24 protein-coding genes and 3 pseudogenes are annotated in these 24,008 nt (G+C 34.8%); 22 read left to right on the top strand and 5 right to left on the bottom strand.

Going from position 1 to position 24,008, the window contains the following annotated elements; all coding sequences use genetic code 11:
• Positions 1 to 304 precede the first annotated feature (304 nt).
• From KBP50_RS12920 to KBP50_RS12875, 10 genes and pseudogenes are all read left to right on the top strand, one after another.
• Positions 305 to 712 (top strand): annotated as a pseudogene (locus KBP50_RS12920) (hypothetical protein); the annotation flags it as partial.
• 192 nt (positions 713 to 904) lie between these two features.
• The gene (locus KBP50_RS12915; RefSeq protein WP_157858476.1) at positions 905 to 1,792 is read left to right on the top strand and encodes an RHS repeat domain-containing protein; all 888 of its coding nucleotides are present in this window, start codon (positions 905 to 907) and stop codon (positions 1,790 to 1,792) included.
• A 14-nt stretch (positions 1,793 to 1,806) separates the two neighbouring features.
• A complete protein-coding gene (locus KBP50_RS12910; protein ID WP_050352190.1) occupies positions 1,807 to 2,205 on the top strand; it encodes a hypothetical protein in 399 nt (132 codons plus the stop codon).
• 14 nt (positions 2,206 to 2,219) lie between these two features.
• Entirely contained in the window at positions 2,220 to 2,618 is a 399-nt protein-coding gene (locus KBP50_RS12905; RefSeq protein ID WP_050352191.1) for a hypothetical protein, read from the top strand.
• Between the two features lie 906 nt (positions 2,619 to 3,524).
• Positions 3,525 to 4,681: pseudogene (locus tag KBP50_RS12900) on the top strand (IS3 family transposase).
• A 242-nt stretch (positions 4,682 to 4,923) separates the two neighbouring features.
• A complete protein-coding gene (locus KBP50_RS12895; protein WP_050353492.1) occupies positions 4,924 to 5,283 on the top strand; it encodes a YxiJ family protein in 360 nt (119 codons plus the stop codon).
• Positions 5,284 to 5,639: 356 nt separating this feature from the next.
• A complete protein-coding gene (locus tag KBP50_RS12890; protein ID WP_050352192.1) occupies positions 5,640 to 6,479 on the top strand; it encodes a leucine-rich repeat domain-containing protein in 840 nt (279 codons plus the stop codon).
• Positions 6,480 to 6,654: 175 nt separating this feature from the next.
• Positions 6,655 to 7,326 carry an RHS repeat domain-containing protein gene (locus KBP50_RS12885; protein WP_076361974.1) on the top strand — a complete coding sequence of 224 codons (672 nt, stop codon included), beginning with the start codon at positions 6,655 to 6,657 and terminating at the stop codon, positions 7,324 to 7,326.
• A 20-nt stretch (positions 7,327 to 7,346) separates the two neighbouring features.
• Positions 7,347 to 7,832 carry a hypothetical protein gene (locus KBP50_RS12880; protein ID WP_050352194.1) on the top strand — a complete coding sequence of 162 codons (486 nt, stop codon included), beginning with the start codon at positions 7,347 to 7,349 and terminating at the stop codon, positions 7,830 to 7,832.
• Between the two features lie 389 nt (positions 7,833 to 8,221).
• Positions 8,222 to 8,668: a GNAT family N-acetyltransferase gene (locus tag KBP50_RS12875; RefSeq protein ID WP_050352195.1), complete on the top strand. Its 447-nt coding sequence runs from the start codon at positions 8,222 to 8,224 to the stop codon at positions 8,666 to 8,668.
• Between the two features lie 343 nt (positions 8,669 to 9,011).
• On the opposite strand, the gene KBP50_RS12870 is transcribed toward KBP50_RS12875, so the two are convergent.
• Positions 9,012 to 9,644 (bottom strand): class I SAM-dependent methyltransferase, encoded by a 633-nt coding sequence (locus KBP50_RS12870; RefSeq protein WP_050352196.1) that lies wholly within the window; start codon positions 9,642 to 9,644, stop codon positions 9,012 to 9,014.
• Positions 9,645 to 9,846: 202 nt separating this feature from the next.
• Here KBP50_RS12870 and KBP50_RS12865 point away from each other — a divergent pair, with 202 nt between their 5' ends.
• From KBP50_RS12865 to KBP50_RS12855, 3 genes are all read left to right on the top strand, one after another.
• Positions 9,847 to 10,446 carry a hypothetical protein gene (locus KBP50_RS12865; protein ID WP_050352197.1) on the top strand — a complete coding sequence of 200 codons (600 nt, stop codon included), beginning with the start codon at positions 9,847 to 9,849 and terminating at the stop codon, positions 10,444 to 10,446.
• Positions 10,447 to 10,804: 358 nt separating this feature from the next.
• Positions 10,805 to 11,203: a YxiG family protein gene (locus KBP50_RS12860; RefSeq protein ID WP_050352198.1), complete on the top strand. Its 399-nt coding sequence runs from the start codon at positions 10,805 to 10,807 to the stop codon at positions 11,201 to 11,203.
• Positions 11,204 to 11,368: 165 nt separating this feature from the next.
• Positions 11,369 to 11,632, top strand: coding sequence for a hypothetical protein (locus KBP50_RS12855; protein WP_139325368.1), 264 nt, complete (start codon positions 11,369 to 11,371; stop codon positions 11,630 to 11,632).
• A 633-nt stretch (positions 11,633 to 12,265) separates the two neighbouring features.
• On the opposite strand, the gene KBP50_RS12850 is transcribed toward KBP50_RS12855, so the two are convergent.
• The 4 genes and pseudogenes from KBP50_RS12850 to KBP50_RS12835 form a co-directional block, all read right to left on the bottom strand.
• A complete protein-coding gene (locus tag KBP50_RS12850) occupies positions 12,266 to 12,409 on the bottom strand; it encodes a hypothetical protein (protein ID WP_169770789.1) in 144 nt (47 codons plus the stop codon).
• Positions 12,410 to 12,595: 186 nt separating this feature from the next.
• Positions 12,596 to 14,696 (bottom strand): annotated as a pseudogene (locus tag KBP50_RS12845) (thioredoxin domain-containing protein).
• Positions 14,697 to 14,711: 15 nt separating this feature from the next.
• Positions 14,712 to 16,214 carry a recombinase family protein gene (locus KBP50_RS12840; RefSeq protein ID WP_050352201.1) on the bottom strand — a complete coding sequence of 501 codons (1,503 nt, stop codon included), beginning with the start codon at positions 16,212 to 16,214 and terminating at the stop codon, positions 14,712 to 14,714.
• Positions 16,207 to 16,416, bottom strand: a complete 210-nt coding sequence (locus KBP50_RS12835; protein WP_050352202.1) for a helix-turn-helix domain-containing protein — start codon at positions 16,414 to 16,416, stop codon at positions 16,207 to 16,209. Before KBP50_RS12835 ends, KBP50_RS12840 begins: the two co-directional genes overlap by 8 nt.
• A gap of 410 nt (positions 16,417 to 16,826) precedes the next feature.
• On the opposite strand from KBP50_RS12835, the gene KBP50_RS12830 reads away from it, so the two are divergent.
• The 9 genes from KBP50_RS12830 (at position 16,827) to KBP50_RS12790 (ending at position 23,903) form a co-directional block, all read left to right on the top strand.
• A complete protein-coding gene (locus KBP50_RS12830) occupies positions 16,827 to 17,624 on the top strand; it encodes a ParB N-terminal domain-containing protein (RefSeq protein ID WP_082240951.1) in 798 nt (265 codons plus the stop codon).
• Positions 17,625 to 17,833: 209 nt separating this feature from the next.
• Entirely contained in the window at positions 17,834 to 18,016 is a 183-nt protein-coding gene (locus KBP50_RS22140; protein ID WP_236691420.1) for a hypothetical protein, read from the top strand.
• A gap of 429 nt (positions 18,017 to 18,445) precedes the next feature.
• Complete coding sequence (locus KBP50_RS12820) at positions 18,446 to 19,954, top strand: tail fiber domain-containing protein (protein ID WP_050352204.1); 1,509 nt, start codon at positions 18,446 to 18,448, stop codon at positions 19,952 to 19,954.
• 93 nt (positions 19,955 to 20,047) lie between these two features.
• Positions 20,048 to 20,494 carry a hypothetical protein gene (locus tag KBP50_RS12815; protein ID WP_050352205.1) on the top strand — a complete coding sequence of 149 codons (447 nt, stop codon included), beginning with the start codon at positions 20,048 to 20,050 and terminating at the stop codon, positions 20,492 to 20,494.
• A gap of 17 nt (positions 20,495 to 20,511) precedes the next feature.
• Complete coding sequence (locus KBP50_RS12810) at positions 20,512 to 20,808, top strand: hypothetical protein (RefSeq protein ID WP_050352206.1); 297 nt, start codon at positions 20,512 to 20,514, stop codon at positions 20,806 to 20,808.
• Between the two features lie 59 nt (positions 20,809 to 20,867).
• The gene (locus KBP50_RS12805; protein WP_050352207.1) at positions 20,868 to 21,383 is read left to right on the top strand and encodes a hypothetical protein; all 516 of its coding nucleotides are present in this window, start codon (positions 20,868 to 20,870) and stop codon (positions 21,381 to 21,383) included.
• Positions 21,376 to 21,720 carry an HNH endonuclease gene (locus KBP50_RS12800; protein ID WP_050352208.1) on the top strand — a complete coding sequence of 115 codons (345 nt, stop codon included), beginning with the start codon at positions 21,376 to 21,378 and terminating at the stop codon, positions 21,718 to 21,720. The genes KBP50_RS12805 and KBP50_RS12800 overlap by 8 nt, the downstream gene beginning before the upstream one ends.
• Before the next feature lie 100 nt (positions 21,721 to 21,820).
• Positions 21,821 to 22,138: a phage terminase small subunit P27 family gene (locus KBP50_RS12795; protein ID WP_050352209.1), complete on the top strand. Its 318-nt coding sequence runs from the start codon at positions 21,821 to 21,823 to the stop codon at positions 22,136 to 22,138.
• Positions 22,113 to 23,903 (top strand): terminase large subunit, encoded by a 1,791-nt coding sequence (locus KBP50_RS12790; protein ID WP_050352210.1) that lies wholly within the window; start codon positions 22,113 to 22,115, stop codon positions 23,901 to 23,903. The genes KBP50_RS12795 and KBP50_RS12790 overlap by 26 nt, the downstream gene beginning before the upstream one ends.
• Positions 23,904 to 24,008: the final 105 nt, after the last annotated feature.

Here is a 24,008-nt window from a genome sequence, read left to right as displayed (position 1 = left end):
GGGATTATCCTATTTGATTTAAAATATCTCTGCTCATTTTATCTAGTGAGAACAAAAATTGATGGTATGACTGACATTGGGTGTCTCATTAATACAGTTTATTTAAACTAAGAGTGACTTGCAATATTTTAAGGGAAGAAGTCAACGGTATAATAATTGGAAAAGTGAAGAATTAGAAATATTTGATAGAATCTACCATTGGGATGACAATAGATCTTATTGTCATCCACATTTTTCTCTTAAATTAAAGAAATTTCTATAGGAACAATATTGAAAACGTTGTTAAAAACAATCATCGAACTTCCGACTGGATTATGATGAGTTAGGTAATGTCACAACCTATTCGCCAGACAACGGTGTTGGAACGACCTATGTATATGATCGAGCGGGACAAGTTATTTCCATGTCAACCAACCAAGCAGAGTCAACCGGGGAAATGACAACGATTATCGATGGAACTTACACCTATGATGCAAACGGCAATCGTACCGAGGTTCTTTCCCATAACGGAAAGAAAGAGACATTTGCGTATGACCAGATGGATCAATTAATCCAGGAAACAAAGAAGGATGGCTCCGTCAACGAATATAAGTATGATGGATTTGGCAATCGAATCTATCAAAAGATTGGCAACAAGGAAGCTGTTACATCCACTTACAATATACAGAATCAGCTAACAGCCTATGGAAAAGAAACCATCAAATATGACTAAAATGGGAACCGAATAGAAGATGGTACATATACGTATGAATGGAATGCAGCTGATCAACTCGTAGCTGTCACGAAAAAAGGAGAAAGTACCCCGTTTGCAGAATACAAATATGATGACGACGGGAGAAGAATTCAAAAGAAAGTAAAAGGTACCATCACCAACTACATCTATGATGGGGACAGCCTGAATGTCTTGTATGAAACAAATGCCAAAGATCAAGTACAGCGCTCTTATGTTTACAGTGCGGAAGGTCAATTACTGGCACTGAACAAGCATAACGGAAATACAGTATCGGATACCTATACCTACCATTACAACCCGCGTGGTGATGTGATTGCTTTAACCGACCAATCAGGACAAGTTGTCGCAAGCTACGAATATGACAGCTGGGGTAACCCATTGGAGTCAAAACGAACCGGGATTGCACTTGAGAATCCATTCCGCTATGCAGGCTATCACTATGATGAAGAAACAGGTCTCTATTATTTAATGGCAAGATATTACCACCCAACCCATGGTGTTTTCTTATCACTAGACCCTGATCCTGGTGATGATGATGATGTCTTGACGCAAAACGGGTATACGTATGCGAATAATAATCCGGTGATGCTGGTAGATCCGGATGGTGAATGGGCGTGGGCTGCAGTTGGAGGCGTTATTGGAGGAGTCTCTGCTTATAGAGCAGCTAAGAGAAAAAGAAAAAGAGGATGGAAGTTAGTTGGTGCCACTGTTGGAGGAGCAGTTATTGGGGCAATAGGTGGCCGAAAATTAAAAATTGTCAATAGAGCTTATAGAAGCATAAGAAATGTATATAAAATCAAAAAAACCAGAAGAATAGCCAAGAGGCTTAAATATGATTCTACTGCGGCTAAACATGCTTCTAATAAAAAAAGATATGTACCAAGGCATCATTTAGCAACTACTGTTGTATACGGGAAAAAGACGCGTGATGGTGCTAAGGGGTATAGTGCCTACCATTCAATTATGTATAAAAATAGGAAAAAGTATAGATTAAAGGTTGTTTACAATAAAAGAAAAAAACGAGTAAGACATTTCCATTACAAAGAATATAAAAGATAAGGAGGGTGTTAATATTGAAATTATTTTCAGTTTCAACTCATCCATATGAATTCTCAGCTAATCTGATAGATTTTAAAGAAGAAGACGAGAATACTACGTTTACCTGTGAGTTTATATATAATTCGCTAAATAAAGATTTCATGTTGAATAATGTATCATATACAAAATATGATTTGCAACAATTTTCTATAAACCTTGAAAAGGTATTAAAAGGGATCATAATTGAATGTAGTTTAATTGATAACTGTAACATTTATAATATTATAATTCGAAACAAAGGTAGTTATTTTAGTATAATTTTGAACGGCAAAATAGGAAGTATCCAGCATGTTGTAGAATTTGAACAAAAAGCTGATTATTTTTTAATAAATTCGATAAAAATGGAAATAAAAGAATTTCTTTCTGTTTTTTAAAGGTGGGAGTAAATTTGGAGATTTTTCCGATAAAAGATAAGTCGCTACAATTGCAATTAAGAAATTTAACAACTCGTACATCGGATGAGTTTGATGGGGGCTTTTATTTTATAAGTGAGTTAATCATACAAGGAGAAAATTTTTATCTAAAAATCAAAGAAATTGAATTAAATCTTAGATTTTACTTAGAATGGCTTGCTTTATGTGATAATGATCCAAATGTGGATGAATTAGTTTCTTTAGACGGAAGATTTGAGAGTGTTGTCAATAAAAAAAATAAACATTTCACAATGAATTTTATTTATTCTGAAATCGATTATGACGAATTAATTTGTATAAAAATGCAATTTGAAAACGATGAAATCATCAGTTTTAAAAAGAAACTTCAAAAATTTATTGACTGTTATAATTGAATGGATTAATTTCAATTGTTAAAGGCGGTTGGATAGTGTCTGATAAGGTTTTTAATTAAGGTATAAAAAAGTTATCTCCATTTTCTGACAGCCAGTTTAGGTTTAAGCAAAAAAATCATATATAGGTGAAATAGAGCAAAAGATAAGAGGGGTAATACCATGGCTGCTATCATAAAGGATAAATCAACTGAATTTGAATTGTTTCCTAGAAAATAAGAAGAGGATAGTGGTGATCCCTTTTATATTGTCTATATTTCGAATAACGATAAACAATAAATCAATGATCAATTGTATTCGTCTTTGCTGCTTAAGACCGAATACGATGAAATTATCTATAAATTAGACTCGTTATTAAGTAACAGAATAAGAAAATTCATATTAGAAACAACAACTTTTCACTCTTAAAATTATACAAAGCAAAAATGATAGTTATTAGTTTAACATGATGTTTAAACAAAATGAAATATACAATTTTTTATCCAGACTACTAGAAATTCCCTTCAACAGTTCTATAATGATTTAAAAGAGAACTTTAGTACCGTGCAAAGTAGTCCGTACCTCCCTAACAAGAGGTATAAAATTCTAGCTACTTAGGCTGATAGTGAATTATTTAAAAGTATATTTCAAAGATTGTTGTGGAATATTTTCTGCAACACTCTTTCTGTACCTGCTCAAAGGGAGAATTTAATGACACCAGTTTGGAGAGGAAAAGAGTTGAAAGAAAATCTACAAGGAGTAGACAATGTGTGTTAAATCATGCAATATATTTTATTCAATACTCTTTTTTGGTTGTATCATTTGTCTAAAGTTATACCAACTACATTGGATAGGCTACACTAAATTGGACAGATAAAATAAGGGCTTGTAAACTTAGACTAATAACTGAAGGGAGCATACTACTATGGCTTGTCAAAGTCAACTTTTTCACCCGAATTTAAACTGCAATTGGTGAAGCTTTATGAAAATGGCAAAACTTGTGCAGATATTGCAAGAGAGTATGATATCACGCCTTCTGCGTAAGATCGTTGGATAAAAAACCATCGTGAAACAGGTTCTTTCGCTGCAAAAGATAATCGTTCAGAAGAAGAAAATGAATTAATGCGTCTTCGCAAAGAAAACCAACGTTTACTTATGGAGAACGACATTTGCACCTAAAGGTATAAATGCGACTAAGCATATAAAATGCTAAGTCTTACTAAAAAGCAAGCAGCGCTGATCATGGGACGAAAATAGATGTGATTCGAAATAATGCTCACAAATATTCGGTATCAGCAATGTGTAACGTCCTCCAAATTCCGAAAAGCACCTATTACTATCAAGTCGATTTAAGCGGTAAACGGAAAGCAGAAGATAACAAGCTTTCTAACGAAATTGCACGTATTTTTAAAGGTAGTCGTAATAATTATGGAACTCGCAAAATCAAGAAAGAGCTAGCTAAGTTATCGGAACCAAAACAGGTATTGGTCAATTAATGCATGAAATGGGACTTGTTTAAAACTACACAATGGCCCAATACAAACCACATAGATCAACGTGTAATGAAGCACCTATAAAGAATGAATTACAACGTCAATTTAATCAAGACGAACCATTAGCTGTCATTGTCAGCGATTTAACATACGTCCGTGTAGGGAAAAAGTGGCATTATATATGCTTATTTGTCGACTTATTTAATCGTGAAATAATTGGGTATAGTGCAGGTACACACAAGACAGCAGAGCTTGTCCTATCAGGCTTTATTGACCATTAAAGGTAACTTAAACAACATTCAACTGTTCCATACAGACCGCGGAAAAGAGTTTGATAATAAGCTTATTTCAGAAGCACTTGAAACATTCGGTATCAAGAGGTCACTGAGCATGAAAGGATGTCCTTATGATAACGCCGTGGCTGAAGCGATGTTTAAGGTGTTCAAAATAGAATTCGCTAACGGAGCTCATTTCTCTTCTCTTGAACAACTCGCTCTTGAACTTGATGATTATGTTCATTGGTTTAATAACATTCGAATTCACGGAACGCTAGGTTATTTAACCCCAGTGGAATTCAAACAACAGCCCCTATAATTTTTGTCCAGTTTAGTGTTGACATACCAGAGTTGAAAGAAAATCTACAAGGAGTAGACTTTGTGTGTTAAATCATGCAATATTTTTGTGGGAGGATAGTTAAAACAACATGCCCTCTTTGAAAAGTAAGTAATTTAGAAACTATCTAAGTATAAAAGAAAAGGCGGTTACTATACTCTAAGAGGAAAAATTGTTACTTATTGGAATAACAAGTGGAAATAAGTAAAATTAATGGTGATATTATGAAACAAGACTTAATAAAGTGTCTAAAAAAGTTAGATCTCCAAAATGGCTTTCCTTATGAAGATTTAAACTTAATTAAGGATACGTATGTAAAAGAACTAAGTAATCTTCCTAGTGATACATCACTAATCGAGGACTTTAATGATTTTTGTTTAATTATAGCAGGAAGTGTCAGTTACGCGATTGAAGGTAAAAAAATACCAAAATACCAAAAAAGATTATTGAATAAGGATTTTTTTGAGAGTTACCCCTATTATTCTTTTCTGAAAAAAAAAATAAACAAATATAATGATTTAAAAAGAGAATTGGAAATACATGAGTTAGCACGTCAAATACTAATAAAAACTATAATGCAGTAAAATCACCTGCAAATTTTTAGTTATAATTGATTAAGATTTGCAGGTTTCTTTCTAGAGTTATATTTGGTGTATCTATCTATTACAGATATTTATATAATTCATTTAGAATTTATATCATTAATCTAAACACCAACTACATCTATGACGGGGATAGTCTGAATGTCTTGTATGAAACAAATGCTAAAGATCAAGTAAAGCGCTCTTATGTTTACAGTGCGGACGGTCAATTGCTGGCATTAAACAAGCACAGCGGAAATACAGTATTACAACCCGAGTGGAGATGTGATTTAAAGTGAACAGACCATGGGAAAATTTTCTCATAAACTATCTTAATAGTAGGAGAGCGGAATTAAAATATGAAGGAACCTTATCGAATTTATAATGACATTGAAGCATGTATTCAAGAAGTCAATAAATGCCAATTAAAAGATATCATTATTAATGAGGTTTTTTATTCAGGTCGTTCAATTCGTTTTTTAGATAGAATACCAACCGTTGAAAGTGTCCATATCACATCTGATAAGATTGACGATTTTTCAAGCTTATACGAAATGCCTAATTTAAAAAAACTTATAATAGATGCTACATTAAAAAAGTCACTAGATTTAAATTTCCTTGATTTAGAAGAATTATCTATAAATTGGTCGAAAAAGGTGATAGGTCTCAGTTCTTTAGTAAACCTTAAAAAAATAAGTCTATTAAGCTATAGTCCTCTAAGGAAAGATTTGAAGGAACTTGAAAATATGAAAAATTTAGAGAAACTAGAGCTTATAAAAGGAAATATAGAATCTTTAAAAGGCTTACGAGAAGTAAATAATTTAAAGGAATTATCTCTTTTCGATTTAAAATATCTCCGCTCATTGTCATCTAGTGAGAATAAAAGTGATCGTATGACAGACATTGAAATTCAAGGGTGTCATAAAATTAGTGATATGAAATATGTTTCTTGTTACAAAAACTTGAGAAGTTTAATAATAAGTAAAATGGGTAAAATTCCATCATTACAATTTGTTACTAGAATGAAGCACTTGGAGCATTTTGTTATTTTGGATACTGAAATAGAAGATGGTGATTTGACACCTTGTTTAGGAATAGACTACGTTCGCTTTGATGAAAAGAACTGGTATTCACATTCTAATGCTACTTTTAAAAAGGCGAATGGGTTAGCAAAGAAACAAAAAAGGATGTCGCAATAATACAGTTTATTAAAACTAAGAGTGACTTGTAATAATTAGGGGAAGAAGTCAACGGTATAATATTTGGAACGGTGAAGAATTAGAAATATTGATGGAATCTACCATTGGATGACAATAGGATCCTATTGTCATCCAAACTTTTCTCTTAAATGAAAAAAATTAGTAAGGAACAATATTGAAAAACGTCGTTAAAAACAACCATCGTACACTCCGACTGGATTATGATGAGTTAGGTAATGTCACAACCTATTCGCGAGACAACGGTGTTGGAACGACCTATGTATATGATCGAGCTGGACAAGTTGTTTCCATGTCAACCAAAAAAGCAGAGTCAACCGGGGAAATGACAACCATTATCGATGAAACTTACACCTATGATGCAAACGGCAATCGTACCGAGGTTCTTTCCCATAACGGAAAGAAAGAGACATTTGCGTATGACCAGATGGATCAATTAATCCGGGAAACAAAGAAGGATGGCTCCGTCAACGAATATAAGTATGATGGATTTGGCAATCGAATCTATCAAAAGATTGGCAACAAGGAAGCTGTTACATCTACTTACAATATACAGAATCAGCTAACAGCCTATGGAAAAGAAACCATCAACTATGATAAAAATGGAAACCGAATAGAAGATGGTACGTATACGTATGAGTGGAATGCAGCCGATCAACTCGTAGCTGTCACGAAAAAAGGAGAAAGTACTCCGTTTGCAGAATACAAATATGATGACGACGGGAGAAGAATTCAAAAGAAAGTAAAAGTTATGATCACCGACAAACTTCAGACGACTAAGGAAAATGAAGAAATATATCACCATAAAAATAGTACAGGCTTTATATAATTGAAAAGGAAGCGAATAAAATGAGGATTTTGTTTAATCATACAGATTCAGCGGTTACCCACCCTTTTTCATTAAGCGATTTTTTAGCCGCTTTTGATGAGAATTTTATTACATCTCATGATTGGATATTTAGTGATATGGAAGCCTATGTACAAATAGATGGAGAAGAAGTTGAAGACCATATTTTTTATCAAGAAAGATTCTGTATTTCTGGGGATGAACTAGCTTATTATATAACTAATTCCTATATTCTTATCGTTTTCGGGTTAGTTATAGCTGTAAAAAAAGGTTCTGTAGAGATTAGGAAAGAGAATTACCCAAAATTATTGGGAAATATGGAATTCTGGGAGATAGACTACGAATCATCTATAACTAATTATGTTATTGAAATTGGATTTTTTGATAGTTCCTATATTCTAGTTTCAAGTAAATCGCCTGCATTAATTAATAAAATTCAAAAAAAGCACCCTGAATTTACGGAGTATCAGGCAGACAATTTAGATTAAATCATTATTTAATCTGTGTTCATTTATATTTAAAAACTTTAGATAGGGAGGTTCTCCTATTCATTATATAATGATGTACATAAAGTAATGTCTATAGTTTACGAATCCACGAGGGGTAAGGATTACACCTTGGTTTGAGGAGCCGTTAGAGTAGAAAGTAAGACGGAATATAAACGATAGCAGCACTATGTTCTTATGTTTACAGTGCGGATGGTTAATTGCTGATGCTGTATTTTGCCACACACAGAGTTAAGTTAGATATAATTTTAAGGAGGTGTTGTTCATGAGAAAGGATGTACAATTATATGAGCGGACAGATGAGGGGATAGCGTTTAACTAGCCGATCAACTGCGTGGTTCCCCTGAATTTTAAACAGAGGTGGTATAGACTTGTATCATTTAACATTGAAACCTATTGACAAAAATAATTGGGAAGAAGCTATTCACTTAAATGTGAAAGCAGAACAGCAACCATTTATAGCATCCAATCTTTATTCTATCGCAGAAGTTCAATTTCTGGATGATTTTGTTGCGAAAGGTATTTATCTTGATCACAAAATGATTGGATTTGCGATGTTCGGAATAGATCCTGATGACCATCAATATTGGATTTATCGACTGATGATTGATGCGACATATCAAGGAAAAGGGTTGGGCGCACAAGCTGTGCAGCTTATTATTGAAGAGTTGCGACAGAACAAGCAAGAAAACATTCCATATGTGATGATTGGTTATCATCCTGAAAATCTTGCAGCGAAAATTGTTTATCAAAAGGCTGGATTTAAAGAGACTGAATTGGCTCCTTGGGGCGAACAACTGGCATCTTTGAGATTATAAATGAGAAAGCAAGCGAAACCATTACCCGCCATACGACTAGCGAATGGCGGGTAATGGATGACTTTTAAGTTAAAACGATTGCTTCACACTTTCAGGGTTTTTGCAGAATAAGAAAGTATAAAATTAGGTGCTTGGAGATAACGAAATAACTGAATAGCCACGTCCAGCTCCATCGCCCAGCAACTAGGCGACTTTAGAAATGCGCCCTACGATAAGTCATCATCGGTTCGTCGCTAAGAGGAAGGCCGACTAAAAACGGGCTTGCCGCTCAGGCGTCGGCATACCCCAGTTTTAGTGGCATGATTCCATTATCTTTAGTTGATTCGTTCCATTCGCTACGTTGCTATACGGGCGCCCTGCGCCTTGGTTCCATCACGATTTTCCGATACATCCCATTCAACATAATAGATGTATCTTCTTTTACAAGTAGCGTTTCTTTGTTTGTATCTTGTAATTTTTCAAAGTTGATACCAATATCAGTACCCAATAACTGAATGAACGGTCTGATGATTTTTTTTAATGTAGAAAGCTCTTTGCCTTTAGGTGCAAATTTATCGAAAATAATAATTTTACCCTCTGGTTTGACCACTCGAACCATCTCTTTTAAACATTTATCGGCATCAGGGACAACTGATAAAATAAGACTTCCTACAACTACATCAAATTGATTGTCTTGAAGTTGCATATGCTGAGCATCCATTTTTAAAAATTGTATGGAAGAATCTTTGAATTTATCTTTCGCCTTGTTAAGCATTTCGGTTGAATAATCAATTGCGGTAATTGTTAATTCTTGATGTTGGACTAACTCTAAATCTGCGCCAGTTCCGACCCCGACAAATAGTATTTGTTGATGATGGGAAAACGGTTCTTCGTGAAATATTCTCTTGCGGGCTGCTAAAAAATTCCCTGCATTAAAGAACTTATCGTAAATAGGTGACCATAGTTTATAAATAATTTCATTCCAACGATTGTTCATGCTTCACCTCTTGTTGTATGAACGAATTTGAAATATTATTATAGTTAGCTTGATATAATGATTGTAGCATAAGGATGCCTCATATACGAGAACATTTTACCTACATATCAGTTTTATACATTGTGTGATGGCAGCTCTTGTTAAAAAATACTTGAGAAAAAGTGTAATATAAAATGCTTGAAGAATTAAGGGGGGAATAAAGATGCGAACTGTTTTAACTGTAATGGAACTGTCTAGCGAACATGCACAATTAGAAATTGTGAATAACGATGTCAACATGTATTCTATTTCCGTTAGTGAGTTTGAGAATTATGTGGAAGAAAATAAAGCCTATATGAAGAATTGGCTCGCTAGAAATGCTTATTTTCCTCCGCAGTTTATTTTTACGACGTATCGAGAAGAGCAAGTGGATGAGGAGCTTATGCAACGACAAATTGATTTTGAACATATGGTAAAAGGATCTAGAAAGGATAATATTTACATTCTTGAAGTCTGCACTAGAGAGCAACTATTATATTTAATAGATCAATATTATTGGTTAGCAGCTGAAAATGAAACGATGCTTATTGCTGATAGTAAGAGTGTCATTCAAATAAAAGAGCGTTTTATTACCAAGTTATATAGTTATATTACGATGGAGGCAGAGGTTCATAAGGGGAACGGTTTTGTTATCGCAGTTGAACATGACGGTCAAGGGATGCAATTAGTGACAACGAAGCATGAATGGATCGGGCTAAAGAACTTACAGAAGACGTTAGGAGATATTCATTTAGAACAGTGGGATACATATTACGGTTTGTAAGTCGAACGAAAATATAGACTTAGAAATACATATAAAAGGGACTATTTTATCCCGTATATGAGGTGCTGTAAGACTCCGACTTCAGGAGTTGTCTTGTACTGCAAAAAGTCTAAGCGGGAGATAACAGTACCTAAATGCCCTATTTTGTAAACGGCCTATAGGTCATACGATTACGGTACTACCAATCGGAGGGGGTGAAAACCACCACTGATTGAAGATTCACTTTATATGGATGGGGAAATTTTAGGAATGGAAAAACTGAATAAGTTATAAACGAAATGATATGTAAAAGACAATTATCAAGTGCTAGAACAAAGATTCATATAATATGAAACCATTATAGCCGGGGTGAAGCAAAGTGTTTAGAAGTATAGAACAATGGGTGGATTATATAGACGAAGGATGTGATATATTATGTATTAATTTTAACATACTTAAAAAAGAATTACGTTTAAAAATTAAAATTACAGAACAAGAGCAATCTATTGAACATCAGATAGTCTTCAAAAATATTGCCAGTCTTTACTTTAATGGTGGAGAGGGAATAACAAGATTTGAACAAATAAACTTTGAAGAATATAATTGGCAAATTTTTGAGTTTAGTTACCATCCAAATGGGATTGGAAATTTAGAAAATGACATGCTTAAGGAGTTTAATACAAATATAAACTTTATTTTTGATATAAATCAGTTATTAATTGCAGTAGAGGCTTATCATGTTTCCTTTGATGCAAACGAATTTATACTTAGAGAGTAAAGACGGTCGAGAAGAGAAAAATGGTTACTTATTAGAATAACAAGTGGAAATATGTAAAATTAAAGGTGAGACAATGAAACAAGACTTAATAAAGCAAACATTCTCGGACTAGAAGTAATTCGACTGATTCACAAATATCAGTCAGATGAACTGTTTATTAATGAGATGAAGGAGCTTTTGGGGAGAACAAAAGAAAATGCCTTAATTGAGGAGTATTTGATTTCGGTTATAGAAAATGGCATTAGTCAACTAAAGACATATTTGAGGCAGTGGCGACAATTAGATGCTGATTTGCAAACATATGCTAGCAAACGACTAGCCGATAAAATGTTTAAGATTTTAACCAGTGTTGTAGCGGTTGAGGAAGCAGCCAGTGGTAACAAGGGAACAAGCAATTGCGGAAGTATTTCTTCATACGATGGGAAATAGCATGAGATAAGTGGGCAACCTGCTCCATTAAAACACTATTCTAAAATCGTGGAGAATAAACATAGCGAAAGTAAAATGGGAAAAAGTGGAATGTGTTGAATTTTAACTCACAAATGCGTGGTCTAACTCCAACGTCTTTAGACGGTATCCACTTTTAGCCTTATCATTTTTGTCTAGTCAAGTGTAACCTATCCAAATATTCAAGCTAGAAGAGTGAGTTTTGGTTTAGCTTTGAGGTTGCTTCAACCTATGATCTTTGAGAAGGGCTTTAGCCTAAAAAACGACTTTAGTCGCCGTCATTTATGTCTAAGTCCACCTGCTTTAGCTGGTGGACTTTTAAGAGGGGTAGTCGAATTGCTTCCCCTCTAGACTGAATGTAGATTTATAGTAGCGTTGGGTTGTGAACGCGTTTATTTATCCCGTAGATAAGATTGCTGTAATACTGGCACTTCAGGAGTTGGATAATCTACTGCAAAAAATTAAAGTGGAAGATAACAGCACCTAAATGCCCTGTTTCGTAAGAAGTCTTTAGGTCATACCTTTGTGTCACTAACAATCAGTGGGGGATGAATGAAAACCATCACTGATTGAAGATTCACTTTATATGCCTTTGTTCGTCCTATTTTAGGATATCTATGCGTTCGATTGGTCCTCGGCTTTTTCAGCTAATTTACTGGCAATCCACCGTTTGGCTGTTTCTTCATCGACTTCATATACTTTTCCGGCACGCAATAAATCACCGTGATATGCAGTTTGGACGTTCATTTTTACTTTCACTATTGATAGCTCCTTTTCATCCATCGTTTAAATATTTAGAGATTCTTAAGAAATAAGTATTATTATATTATAGCACGAAATACAGTATATAGTTTCTGCACTATTGCATACATGTACATAAAAAAGTACCCCTATTGTTAAAAAAGTATCTAACAATGGGGGTGCAGTTTATGCGTAAAACGGCAATCATTCTTGTATATAGCGAAATGCCTCAGCTGTGCTAGTTGTTGGCTGCTTACAAGCAAAATTTTCGCAAACATAAATAGTTGTTTCTCCATCAATCAATCGATAGGCACTTGCAAACGGTGCAAGCTTTTCCAACGAATCATCTTCGGAAAATGACAATATCGTTATATTTGGCAAAAATATCTGTTGAAGTTGTTGTAAGAAAGCTTGTTTTTTCAGATCGCTATTAGGTCCAATGACAACAACTTGTTTAGAGGGAAATTCCATTCGTTGCAGGCTTAGCAGGAAAAACGGACTTCCTGACGCCTGTGTTTTGATATCGTCATGAAAGGTATAAAACATCTCTTCCACATAATCCAGATAACGTGTCTCACCCGTTAAATATCCCATACGAACAAGCATTACTGCTGCGACACTATTTCCTGATGGAAGAGCGTCGTCATATACCTCCTTATCTTTAGCAATGAGTGTTTCATTATCATTTCCAGAAAAATAAAAACCACCATGTTCGTTATCCCAGAACAATTCAATCATTTGATCAAGTAATTGCTTCGCTTTTTCCAGATAGGGTAGGTGAAAGGTGGACTCATATAATTCTATATAGCCCCATAGTAGGAAAGCATAGTCATCTAAATAACCAACGTGTTTTGACTCGCCTTTTCGGTAGCGAACCATTAAGCGACCATCTTGATATAAGTGATCTTCAATAAACTGGATCGCTTTTTGGGCCATCTCTGTATAATTGCTATTTTGGAATACTTTTCCTGCTTTTGCCAATGCAGCAATCATTAACCCATTCCACGCCGTTAAAATTTTATCGTCTACATGAGGATAGGTCCTTTTTTCACGAGCTTCAAGCAATTTCTCTCGAGACAATACAAGTTTTTCTGTTAAGCTTTCCAGTGAAACGCCTGCTGAAGCAGCAACTTGCTTCAAGTCTTGGTTGATCAAATTTGGTATATTTTTACCTGAAAAATTACCTTCTGGTGTAATTTGATAAGCAGCTTTAAAGAGTTTACCGTCTTCTTTTCCTAGTACCTGATCTATTTCATGCTCTTCCCACACATAATATTTTCCTTCAATACCCTCTGAGTCCGCATCAATAGCGGAATAAAAACCTCCATTTGGGTGAGTCAATTCTCTGGAAACAAAGGCAATCATTTCGTTGCAAATGTTTTTATACGCGTCGCGTTTGGTTAATTGGTACGCCTCAGTATAAGCAATAAGTAAGAGGGCATTGTCATAGAGCATCTTTTCAAAATGTGGAACAAGCCATTTTTTATCTGTGCTGTAGCGGGAGAAACCGAAGCCGATATGGTCGTAAATACCACCAGCAGCCATCGCATCCAAGGTCTGCTTAGCCATCTTTAACGCCCCTTTATTACCTGTAAAATAAGAATGGTTTAATAAAAACAGTACGTTATGAGGCATAGGAAACTTTGGAGCATGTCCAAATCCTCCATATACTTTGTCAAATCTGTTTTCCAGCTGATCAAACGCCTCATTTACATGCGATCGTTTAATCCGGTTTACGCTTTTTTCTGTTTCGGTTAGTCGGAGGGCATTTTCGACTTTGCTTGTAACATCCGCTATATGTTCTGGGTCCTGCGTGTATGTTTTATAAAGCTCTTGGAGTACATTTACAAAGCCTGGCATCCCATATTTATGGTGTTTGGGAAAATAAGTTCCTGCATAAAATGGGATTTGATCAGCGCTCATAAAAATCGATAGCGGCCATCCACCTTGTCCTGTCATCATTTGGCAAACTTTCATATAAATCGAATCAATGTCTGGTCGTTCCTCCCGATCCACTTTGATCGAAACGAATGTTTCGTTTAGGATAGTAGCAACCTCAGCATCTTCAAACGATTCTTTTGCCATAACATGACACCAATGACATGTTGATTAATGTATAATATATATTTTAGCCCGAAGGCTAGGAATAGCCGATGGACACAAACACCGGTTTACCTTCACGTTTAGCCTTTTTAAACGCTGTCGGACCCCAAGGTAACCAGTTAACAGGATTATGGGCATGTTGTAAAAGATAAGGTGACCTTTCGTTTATTAGAGCGTTCGTGTATCTGTGATTATTATTCATTTTTCAATCTCTCCTTTAATTAAATACTATATCAATTTTAGCATTCCCATTTTCATCGCGTTCATAATTAATTCTAGATATTATTTTCTTTAGGGCTTGGTTTTTAACTTTATTTTCTACCTCAGCTGACCAAATTTGTTTAAATTCTTTTATTTTTATAATACGCTCTTTATTATTAACCCTTTCCTGAACGTTCTGTTTAGCTTTTAATTCTTCTATTTCATTTTGTGTAGAAGTTATTTCACGCTCTCTTACTTTCTTCCTATCTTGATATTCCTCTCGTGTATAATCACCAATCTCATAAAGTTCTTTTATTCTAGCAAGCGCATTATTTAATTTGTTAATCTGAGATTGTTTGAATGAAATAACGTCCTGGATACGTTTAATTTCTTCTTGATTTTCATACTCTTCATGCTTTAATAATTGTGATTCATAAGCTTGTACTTCGATGTTAATTGCATCATAAATAGCATTAGCAATAATGCCTCGATTTTCGCACCTATTGCCATACGGATCGCTCTTTTGACATTTTCGTATGTAAGCTACATTGCCATTTTTTGTTTCTTTATTGGTAAATTGCATGCTTTTACCACATTTACTACAATACACGATACCTGATAGAATATAAGTCCCAGAACGGGACCGATGCGGCACTATTTTTCTTTTAGAAAATATAGTTAAAATTTGCTCATGTTCTTCTTGAGTTTTAACAGCTTCGTGAGAGTTTTCGACTATATCCCATTCTTCTCTAGGTAGTTGACGTAAAGGTTTTGTTTTTTTATTTTTATGGGCAGAGCCTTCCGTTTTATTTGTTATCTTTTTCCCTAAGTGTGTTTCATCAAGCATAATCCTTCTAACGGTATTTTCATGCCAAATACCACCTCTTGGTGATTTTACACCACGATTATTTAAGTACCAGCAAACTTCGTAACAAGGATGTTCATTCAATATCATATTTTTCATTTCTTGATAGATTTTATTTTTTTCTTCATCAACTACAATATTTTTTATAGAAGCTTCATATCGATAGGGGAAAGGAGGAGTTCCGTTAGTCCATCTTCCGAGTTTAGCACCTATCTTTTTGCCACGCTGTAAGTTTCTTTTAATAGATTTGAATTCTTGTCTTGCTAATAATCCGCTAACATCAACAAGCAGATCATCAGTATCATCCACTAAATTATATATTTTTTCAGGAGTTACGATATAAGTACGACTATCTTTGAAAACCCTCTTAATCAGTCCTTGATCTTCAATTTCTCCTCGTCCAAGACGTTGGTAATCAACAACAAGTACCGCATCGAATAAGCCCTCTTGGACATCCTTTAGTAGTTTTTTGAATTCAGGTCTATACTCAATTGTTTCAGAACTAGCTATCTCTTTGTACTCTAAATAACGCCAATTATTTTCTTTGCACATATTAACTAGCATGTATCTATGATTTTCGAGGTCTTGCTCACCTTCGCCTCTAGACTTCCGTAGGTATAGAGCAACGTATTTTATATCAAAACCTTCATTCATCACTATTCACCCATTCTATTATTTCATTGGGCTGTACATTGAAATGATTACATATCTTATCGATTACTTCCATAGAAACATATTCATTCTTCCCCATTTTGGCCATGGTTGCAGTAGCTAGACCCAATTCTTCTCGCAACTGTGTTTTGTTTAAGTCGTGTTCTAGTAATAGTCTCCATAACGGTTTGTACGAAAATGGCATATGTGATTACCTTCTTTCATTTATACTGAATATTACTCTGTATTGTAATATGAAATATTTATGAAAGCAAATATTGTTATCAAGTGATTCGGAATCTTATAGGAAATATCTAAAAAATATTACGGCTTTAAGTTGTGTTGTTTTGTTATTGAAGTGATAAATTTATATTATCGAAATAATGCAAAGTGATTAATGAAACTTAACCAAACATTTGTTTGTACTCTAATTAGAGTACACCTTTACCGTACCCTACGTAGGGTACAGTGCCGTACCCTACGTAGAGGACAGTACTGTACCCTACGTAGAGTACAGCTAAAATTTTTCCTTCATTATATGCAAAAGTGCTAAAGAAAATATTAAAGAAAATATATAAAGAAATACCTCTTAAAAGAATAAGGGAGCAATTATACATGAAAATAGAAACAGTTAGTATCGAGAAAATTAACCCAGCTACGTATAATCCTAGAATAGATTTACAGCCGGGAGACGATGAATACGAAAAGCTTAAACGATCTATTGATGAGTTCGGATATATAGAGCCACTTGTTTGGAATAAACAAACTGGAAATTTAGTAGGTGGTCATCAGCGCTTAAAAATATTGCTAGAGCAAGGCATAAAAGAAGTGCAGGTATCTGTAGTAGATTTAGATCCTAAGAAGGAAAAAGCGCTCAATATAGCATTAAATAAAATTAGTGGTAGTTGGGATGAGCATAAATTAGCTGAATTACTGCAGGAGTTATCTGATACCCCTTTAGGAATTGAAATAACTGGATTTGCTAAAGATGAACTGAGCGATTTAATGGCTGATTTACCAAATGATACAGAAATTGAAACTCCTGTAGAAGATGATAATTTTGACGTTGATGAAGCTGTTGAAAATATTGTAGACCCAGAAACAAAGTATGGCGATGTTTGGAAGCTGGGTCGTCACCTATTAGTATGTGGAGACGCTACTAAAACAGAGGATATCATTAAGCTGATGGGTGATGATAAAGCGGACCTCGTTATTACTGATCCTCCCTACAATGTAGCGGTAACAAGCGAATCTAAGGAATTGAGCCAATCTGGTAGAAATTCCATCATGAATGACGATATGTCAGCTGTGGAATTTGACAGTTTCCTAGATGGTGTATTTAAGAATTATGCATATTTGATGAAAGATACAGCTGCCAAGCTTTACCATCCAGGAAATACAGGGAATTATTAGGAAGCGCAATTTGTGTTTTTAATTCCAATAATGCTTTCATTATTGAAAATATACTAACTAATGATGGAAAGGATGAATATAATTGGTATCAGTTAATAGATCGTACTTCTGGGAAATTATTAGAACCAGTAAAGAATACCATTACAAAAAATTCAGATACCATTATTGCTAAGAAATTTAACGAGATTATTGAGATAAGGAATAGAATTATGCATAGCTACCAAGTTACTGCTCCTAGAGGAAGTGGCCTTTCTGACGATGAGGATAATCAAATATTAGCTACTAAATACAAAAACGGAAAACAAGCCTATATTACACAAGAATTCTTGTATGATTTTATCAAGAAAAATGCCGAATTGAGTAACGAACTTCATAATTTTAGAGGACATTAAAATGAAAGCCTTATTCACACTAACGGGACCTATTGTTGGTAAAGAAATTGCTCCTTTTCCTAAACAATCAGAAAAATGTTTTATATCTGTAACACTGTTATGTTACTAACTCAAACAATGAAGGTGCCGGATATATTGTTTTGATTTTTATTACTATTGTCAGCGGTCCTTAATATTTGGAAGCTAATTGGCTTGGTTTTACATTTTTTGGTTTGAAAATAGGAAGGATGATAATAAATCATCCAATTTCTGCGAACCTGAGTATCATAAAATTACTATGTGACTATCATGACACTTGCCAAAAGATAAAATGATAGTGTGAAATAAATATAAATATGCTTAAACCCCTTATAGGTGATAATAGTTTAAAGCACCCACGCTATATACCTGGGTGCTTTTTCTTTACAAAATATTTAGGAGGCTGAAAATATGGGAATCCAAATTATTAATCCACTTGATTATGGTGCTGTTGGGGACGGAATTAATGATGACACGCAAGCTTTTATAAGAATTGAGGAAGAAAATCATAATATGTTTGTAAACTTATTGGGGAAAACTTATTTTGTTACTAAGAAATTTTCTAGAAACATTTATCTTAATGGTGATTTCAAAATTAACAATATGTTATACGACGCTCCGTTTCAGATTACACGAGCTGGAAACACAAATGTATTTTCTGGAAAGCAAGCAGGTGAGTCTAATGACTTTTATTACGAAAAGTCAGGTGGTTATAGAAATGTGGGTATTGGAGAATTATCATTAAACAAGAATGGGAGTAATATTGAAAAGGCCGGATGGCGTAACGTTGCCGTTGGACATTCATCTATGAGAGATAATATTGTAGGCTATAATAACGTTGCAGTTGGTGATTCAGCACTTGAGAGAAATATTGGACGTATTATTAATTCTGAAGGTAAACCTGATAGAAATGATGAGGGAAGTCGCAACACGGCACTTGGTTCCTACGCTTTAAGATATAATGTTTCAGGAAGAGGGAACGTTGGATTAGGAAGAAATGCAGCACATGCAAATGAAACAGGAAATTATAATACAGCTGTAGGAACAAACGCTTACTCTGGAACTGTAACAGAAGGCGGTCAACAGGACCGAAAACAAGCAAGTGAGAATACTGCTGTCGGTTATAATTCGCTATTTAACACAAACGCAAACCGCAATACAGGTGTTGGATCCTGGTCTTTATACAATAATAAAACAGGTATCTATAATACAATAGTGGGATGGCGATCAGCGTTTTCCTCTAAGGCAAATAACCGTTTAATCTCTATCGGTTCTTCTACAATGAGAGATTTAGAAGGTTCAGGAAATCACGATAATGTTGCTGTAGGAACCGAAGCAATGCGTTATTTAAAGCAGGGGCATTCTAATACTGCTTTAGGTGATAAAGCTCTTTCCTATGATGTAAACGGTAATCCTTTAACAAATGTTAAAAATTCAATAGGGATTGGCAAACAATCCAGAGTATCAGGAGATAGTCAGTTACAATTAGGAAGCAGTGGAATAACAACATATGCTTATGGAGCAATTCAAAACCGCTCAGATAAAAGGGATAAAGCAGACATAAAAGATACAGCTTTAGGGTTAGAATTCATTTTGAAATTGCGTCCTAGAGATTTTAAATGGGATTATCGTGATGATTATATTGAACTTAACAATGATGGATCTGTTACTAAATTAAAAAAAGACGGCACCAAAAAGCGTAATAGGTATCATCATGGGTTGATTGCTCAGGAAGTAAAAACTGTAATGGAAGATTTAAATGTAGATTTTGGAGGGTTCCAAGATCATAAAGAGAATAACGGTAACGATGTTCTGACAATTGGCTATACGGAGTTAGTTGCACCATTGATAAAAGCAATACAAGATTTAAATATAAAAGTTGAATCACTCAATCGAGAAATTGAAGAGTTAAAAAAATAATTAGTAACCAGAGCATTGGGTGTCTTTTCTTATTGCATAACTTTTCCAACTCTATCATAATAAGTGTATACATATTGATGGAGGGGGAAGAGGATGAAGAAGGTATTTGTTTTATTAGGTGTATTACTAATTATAATGTTAGTTGGTTGTTCTACTAAAAATTCTGAATCCCAGAGCGAAATTAACAAAGATGACGAAACCGTCACAGCAGAGTCACAAGATTCTAACGATAGCGTGGGTCAATTAGAAGAATCGGAAGAAGAATTGAATAACACTTTAGAGCAAGTTGAAGATGCAGAAACAGAATTGTACATTAATATGTTGAATTCATTACTAAATGAATACGATACAAATTATGAGGAGTTCGATATTAAAGTTGCTTTATCACTATATGAAGTAGTTAAAGGTATTGCGGAACAGGATATAGATGTAGCTTATGATATGAAAGAAAGCCTCTTGGAACCGTTGAGTGAAAAACAGGCGGAAGTGTACGGTCTTTTTATAGATGATGTAATTGAGCTTGAAGAGTCCTTCAAATAACAGAGGAGGTCGAACAAATGAACGAACCGATAATGTGCGATAAATGTAGTAATACATTTGTTATTCAGTTACAGGAAAAGAAACACGGCAAAGGTATAACAGAAACATACTTCACCTGTCCACATTGCAATGAGCATTATACCTCTTACGCAACCGATGCAGATATTAGGAGGAAACAAAGAGAGATAAAGAAAATGTATGAAACATTACCTAATATCACAGATCGAAAACAGTACAGCAAAACACTAGAGAAGATACATAATAAGAAATCAAATTTAGATCCAAAAATGATTGAACTAAAGAACAAGATATAAACAAAGGCACTCAGTTGATTGGGTGTCTTTTTATTATGCAGAAAAGGAGATGGAAACTCATGACAGATAAAATAATTGGTGGTAAAAGGTGTTGCGGAAAAACAACTGAATTAATCAAGAAAGCAAGTGCAGAACATTTATACATCTTATGTCCAAACAAAGGTATGGCTAAGATAATATTTAATCAAGCGAAAGATATGGGATTGGATATACCATTTCCTATAACAATTGAAGATTTGCCTTTGCATAATCCGCACATTAAAGAAGTATTAATTGATGAGGTTGAGATGGTATTACAACAGTTGATTGGCATACGGGTAGCTGAAATGAGTACAAGTTACCATCTGGAAGAACTTCCGTCATTAAGGAGAGAAGACACTCAAGAACGAAGCTCTTTACTTACAATCGAATTAGAAGACGAATCATCTGTACCGAAAGTATTTTACCAAGGTGAAGAAGTAACCAATAAGGTTAGAGTTTCCTTTAATTGGGATACAAGAGAAGAGTCGCCTTTATCTGGTGGAACCAGGTACAACATAGAACACTTTGTTAAGTGTATTGATAACGATGAGTAACCATAATCTATACGACAAGTACAAGCGATCAAAGGAAGACAAGAAGTTTCTAAACAGTGCTGCTTGGATTAGATGCCGAACACTAGCATTGATTCGCGATCACTACCTGTGTCAGCATTGTTTGCGTAACAAGATCATTAAACTAGCTGAGATGGTTCACCACATTAAACCACGTGATGAGTATCCAGAGCTTGCGTTAACGTTAGATAACCTCATTAGTCTATGTAATGCATGTCACAATAAAGAACACCCTGAAAGGGGCGGCGGGAAGCGGAAAAAGACTAAAAAAAGAAAGATTAATGTCGTTGAGTTTGGGGCAAATGAAGAAATAAGGTAGCCCCCCTCACCCCAAAAAACTTTTTTTGAAGCGTCGCAGACCGACCCCCCCCTTCGCTTACACCACGGAAAAATTTTATGAAAGGGGGGTACCATAAAAAATGGCAGTTCCTACCAAAAAAATGCTTATCGATTATCTGGGCGATAGTTATCAGGAATCAGACGAACAATTGATACAGCTATATATTGAGACACATCAATTTTACAGAAGGTTACAAAAAGAAATTAAGAAATCGGAGTTGATGTACGACTATACAAACAAAAATGGGTCTACAAACAAGGTTAAAAACCCCCTTTCTATTGAATTAACCAAGACAGTGCAGACCTTAAACAATCTTTTGAAGTCGCTAGGCCTAACCCCTGCTCAAAGAAAGAAAGTAGTGAGTGGAGAAGATGATGACGACTTCGACAATTTCTAATAATATAATTAAAGAAAGACAAAGTTTTAGTTTCATTACTTGGAGAAAAGAGCAGGTTAGAAAAGGGAATATTCTTGAAAAACCATCCAATAAATTATTAACAACCTGGTATGCTGAACAAGTAGTTAAAGGGAAAATTAAAGCTAGTAAAAAGAATAAACTAGCAGCAAAAAGGCATTTAAATGATTTAAAAAGACAAGGAACAGATGATTTTCCTTGGATATTCGTTGAAGAACAAGGCCATCGTCCTGTCAGATTTATAGAGAAATTTTGTAAACCATCCAAAGGTGATTTTAATCAATTAACTGCTCAACCATGGCAACACTTTGTTATTGGTTCATTGTATGGTTGGGTTCATAAGGATACTGGTATAAGACGCTTTCGTGAGGGTCTTATTTTTGTTGGTCGAAAAAATGGTAAATCAACACTAGTCAGTGGTCTCACCCTCTATTCTTTTAGTAAAGATAGAGAAAACGGCGCAGATGTATACTTATTGGCCAACACAAGGAAACAAGCGGGCATTATTTTTGATGAAGCAAAGGCAATGGTTAAAAAATCACCGAAACTTCGACGGCAATTTAGAGCAACACGGGATGCTATCTTTTATGACAAAACCATATCCAAAATTGAACCAAGAGCTTCAGATAGTGAAAACCTAGATGGATTGAATACCCATCTTGGAATATTTGACGAAATACACGAATTTAAAGATTACAAGTTGATTAATGTTATCAAAAAATCTCGTGGTTCCCGCAAGCAGCCGTTGATACTTTATATTACCACGGCTGGTTATCAATTAGATGGACCATTGGTAAATTACTACGAGCAAGCTTCTGACGCACTAGACGGAGCCATTGATGATGAGCGGACTTTTTATTTCATCGCTGAATTGGATGACGAAAAAGAGTTCGAACAACCAGAGGAATGGATTAAGGCAAATCCAAATATGGGTGTGTCTCTGGATTTGGACATCCTTAAAGAGGACTGGGATAAGGACAAGCGTACTCCAGAAGAACGCTCTGACTTTATCACAAAACAATTTAACTTCTTTGTAAAAGCTGACTCACAAAGTTTTTTAGACTATAAAACCATAAAGAAAAACAATAAGGTTATTGATATCGAATCCTTGCGTGGATTGCCGTGTATCGGTGGTTATGATCTGTCCGATTCCGAAGATCATTCCAGCGCTTGCTTGGAATTTCCTCTTGATAACGGCGATGTTTTCGTTCTATCGCATTCCTGGATTCCAGAAAGAAAGGTCTTAGAAAATAACGAAAAGATACCTTATCGAGAGTGGGAAGAAAAAGGATGGCTTACTATCATACCGGGAGAGTATGTCAAAAAAGAACATATAGAAGAGTGGTTTGTGGAACAATCTAAGTTTTATTCTATACAGAACATCACCTACGACCCAGCTAAAGCTTTTAGGTTGAACAAAGCCCTAGAAAGTCATGGATTTGTAACGATAGTTGTTAGACAGGGGGCTTTAACTTTAGGCCCAGCAGTGGATGATTCAAAAGAAATGTTTATAGATGGCAAAGTTATATTTAACAATAACAAGTTATTCCGTTGGTATATTAATAACGTGAAGTTAAAACCGGATAGAAATAAGAATAACTTACCGCAAAAAAATGGTCGCTACCGTAAAATAGATGGTTTTGCGGCTTTTTTAAACGCTCATACAGAAGTCATGAAGTTAATGGTTGAACCTGCAGGAGAAGGTAATGTTGAATTTGTATCTGTAAGTGATTTGATGGGAGGTTAAGTAATGAGTGTAAGTAACCTTAAAGTACGTATTTTTTTTAATTGAAGGTCGTATGGCAATTAAGTGTCCTCTAAGTAATCAGTGGGGAATAATTGGATTAGAAAG

Origin of the sequence: Virgibacillus pantothenticus (genome assembly GCF_018075365.1) — a bacterium.
Lineage (GTDB): Bacteria > Bacillota > Bacilli > Bacillales > Amphibacillaceae > Virgibacillus > Virgibacillus pantothenticus.
The sequence above is the reverse complement of the archived record's forward strand: the minus strand, read 5'-3'. Positions and strand labels throughout refer to the sequence as shown.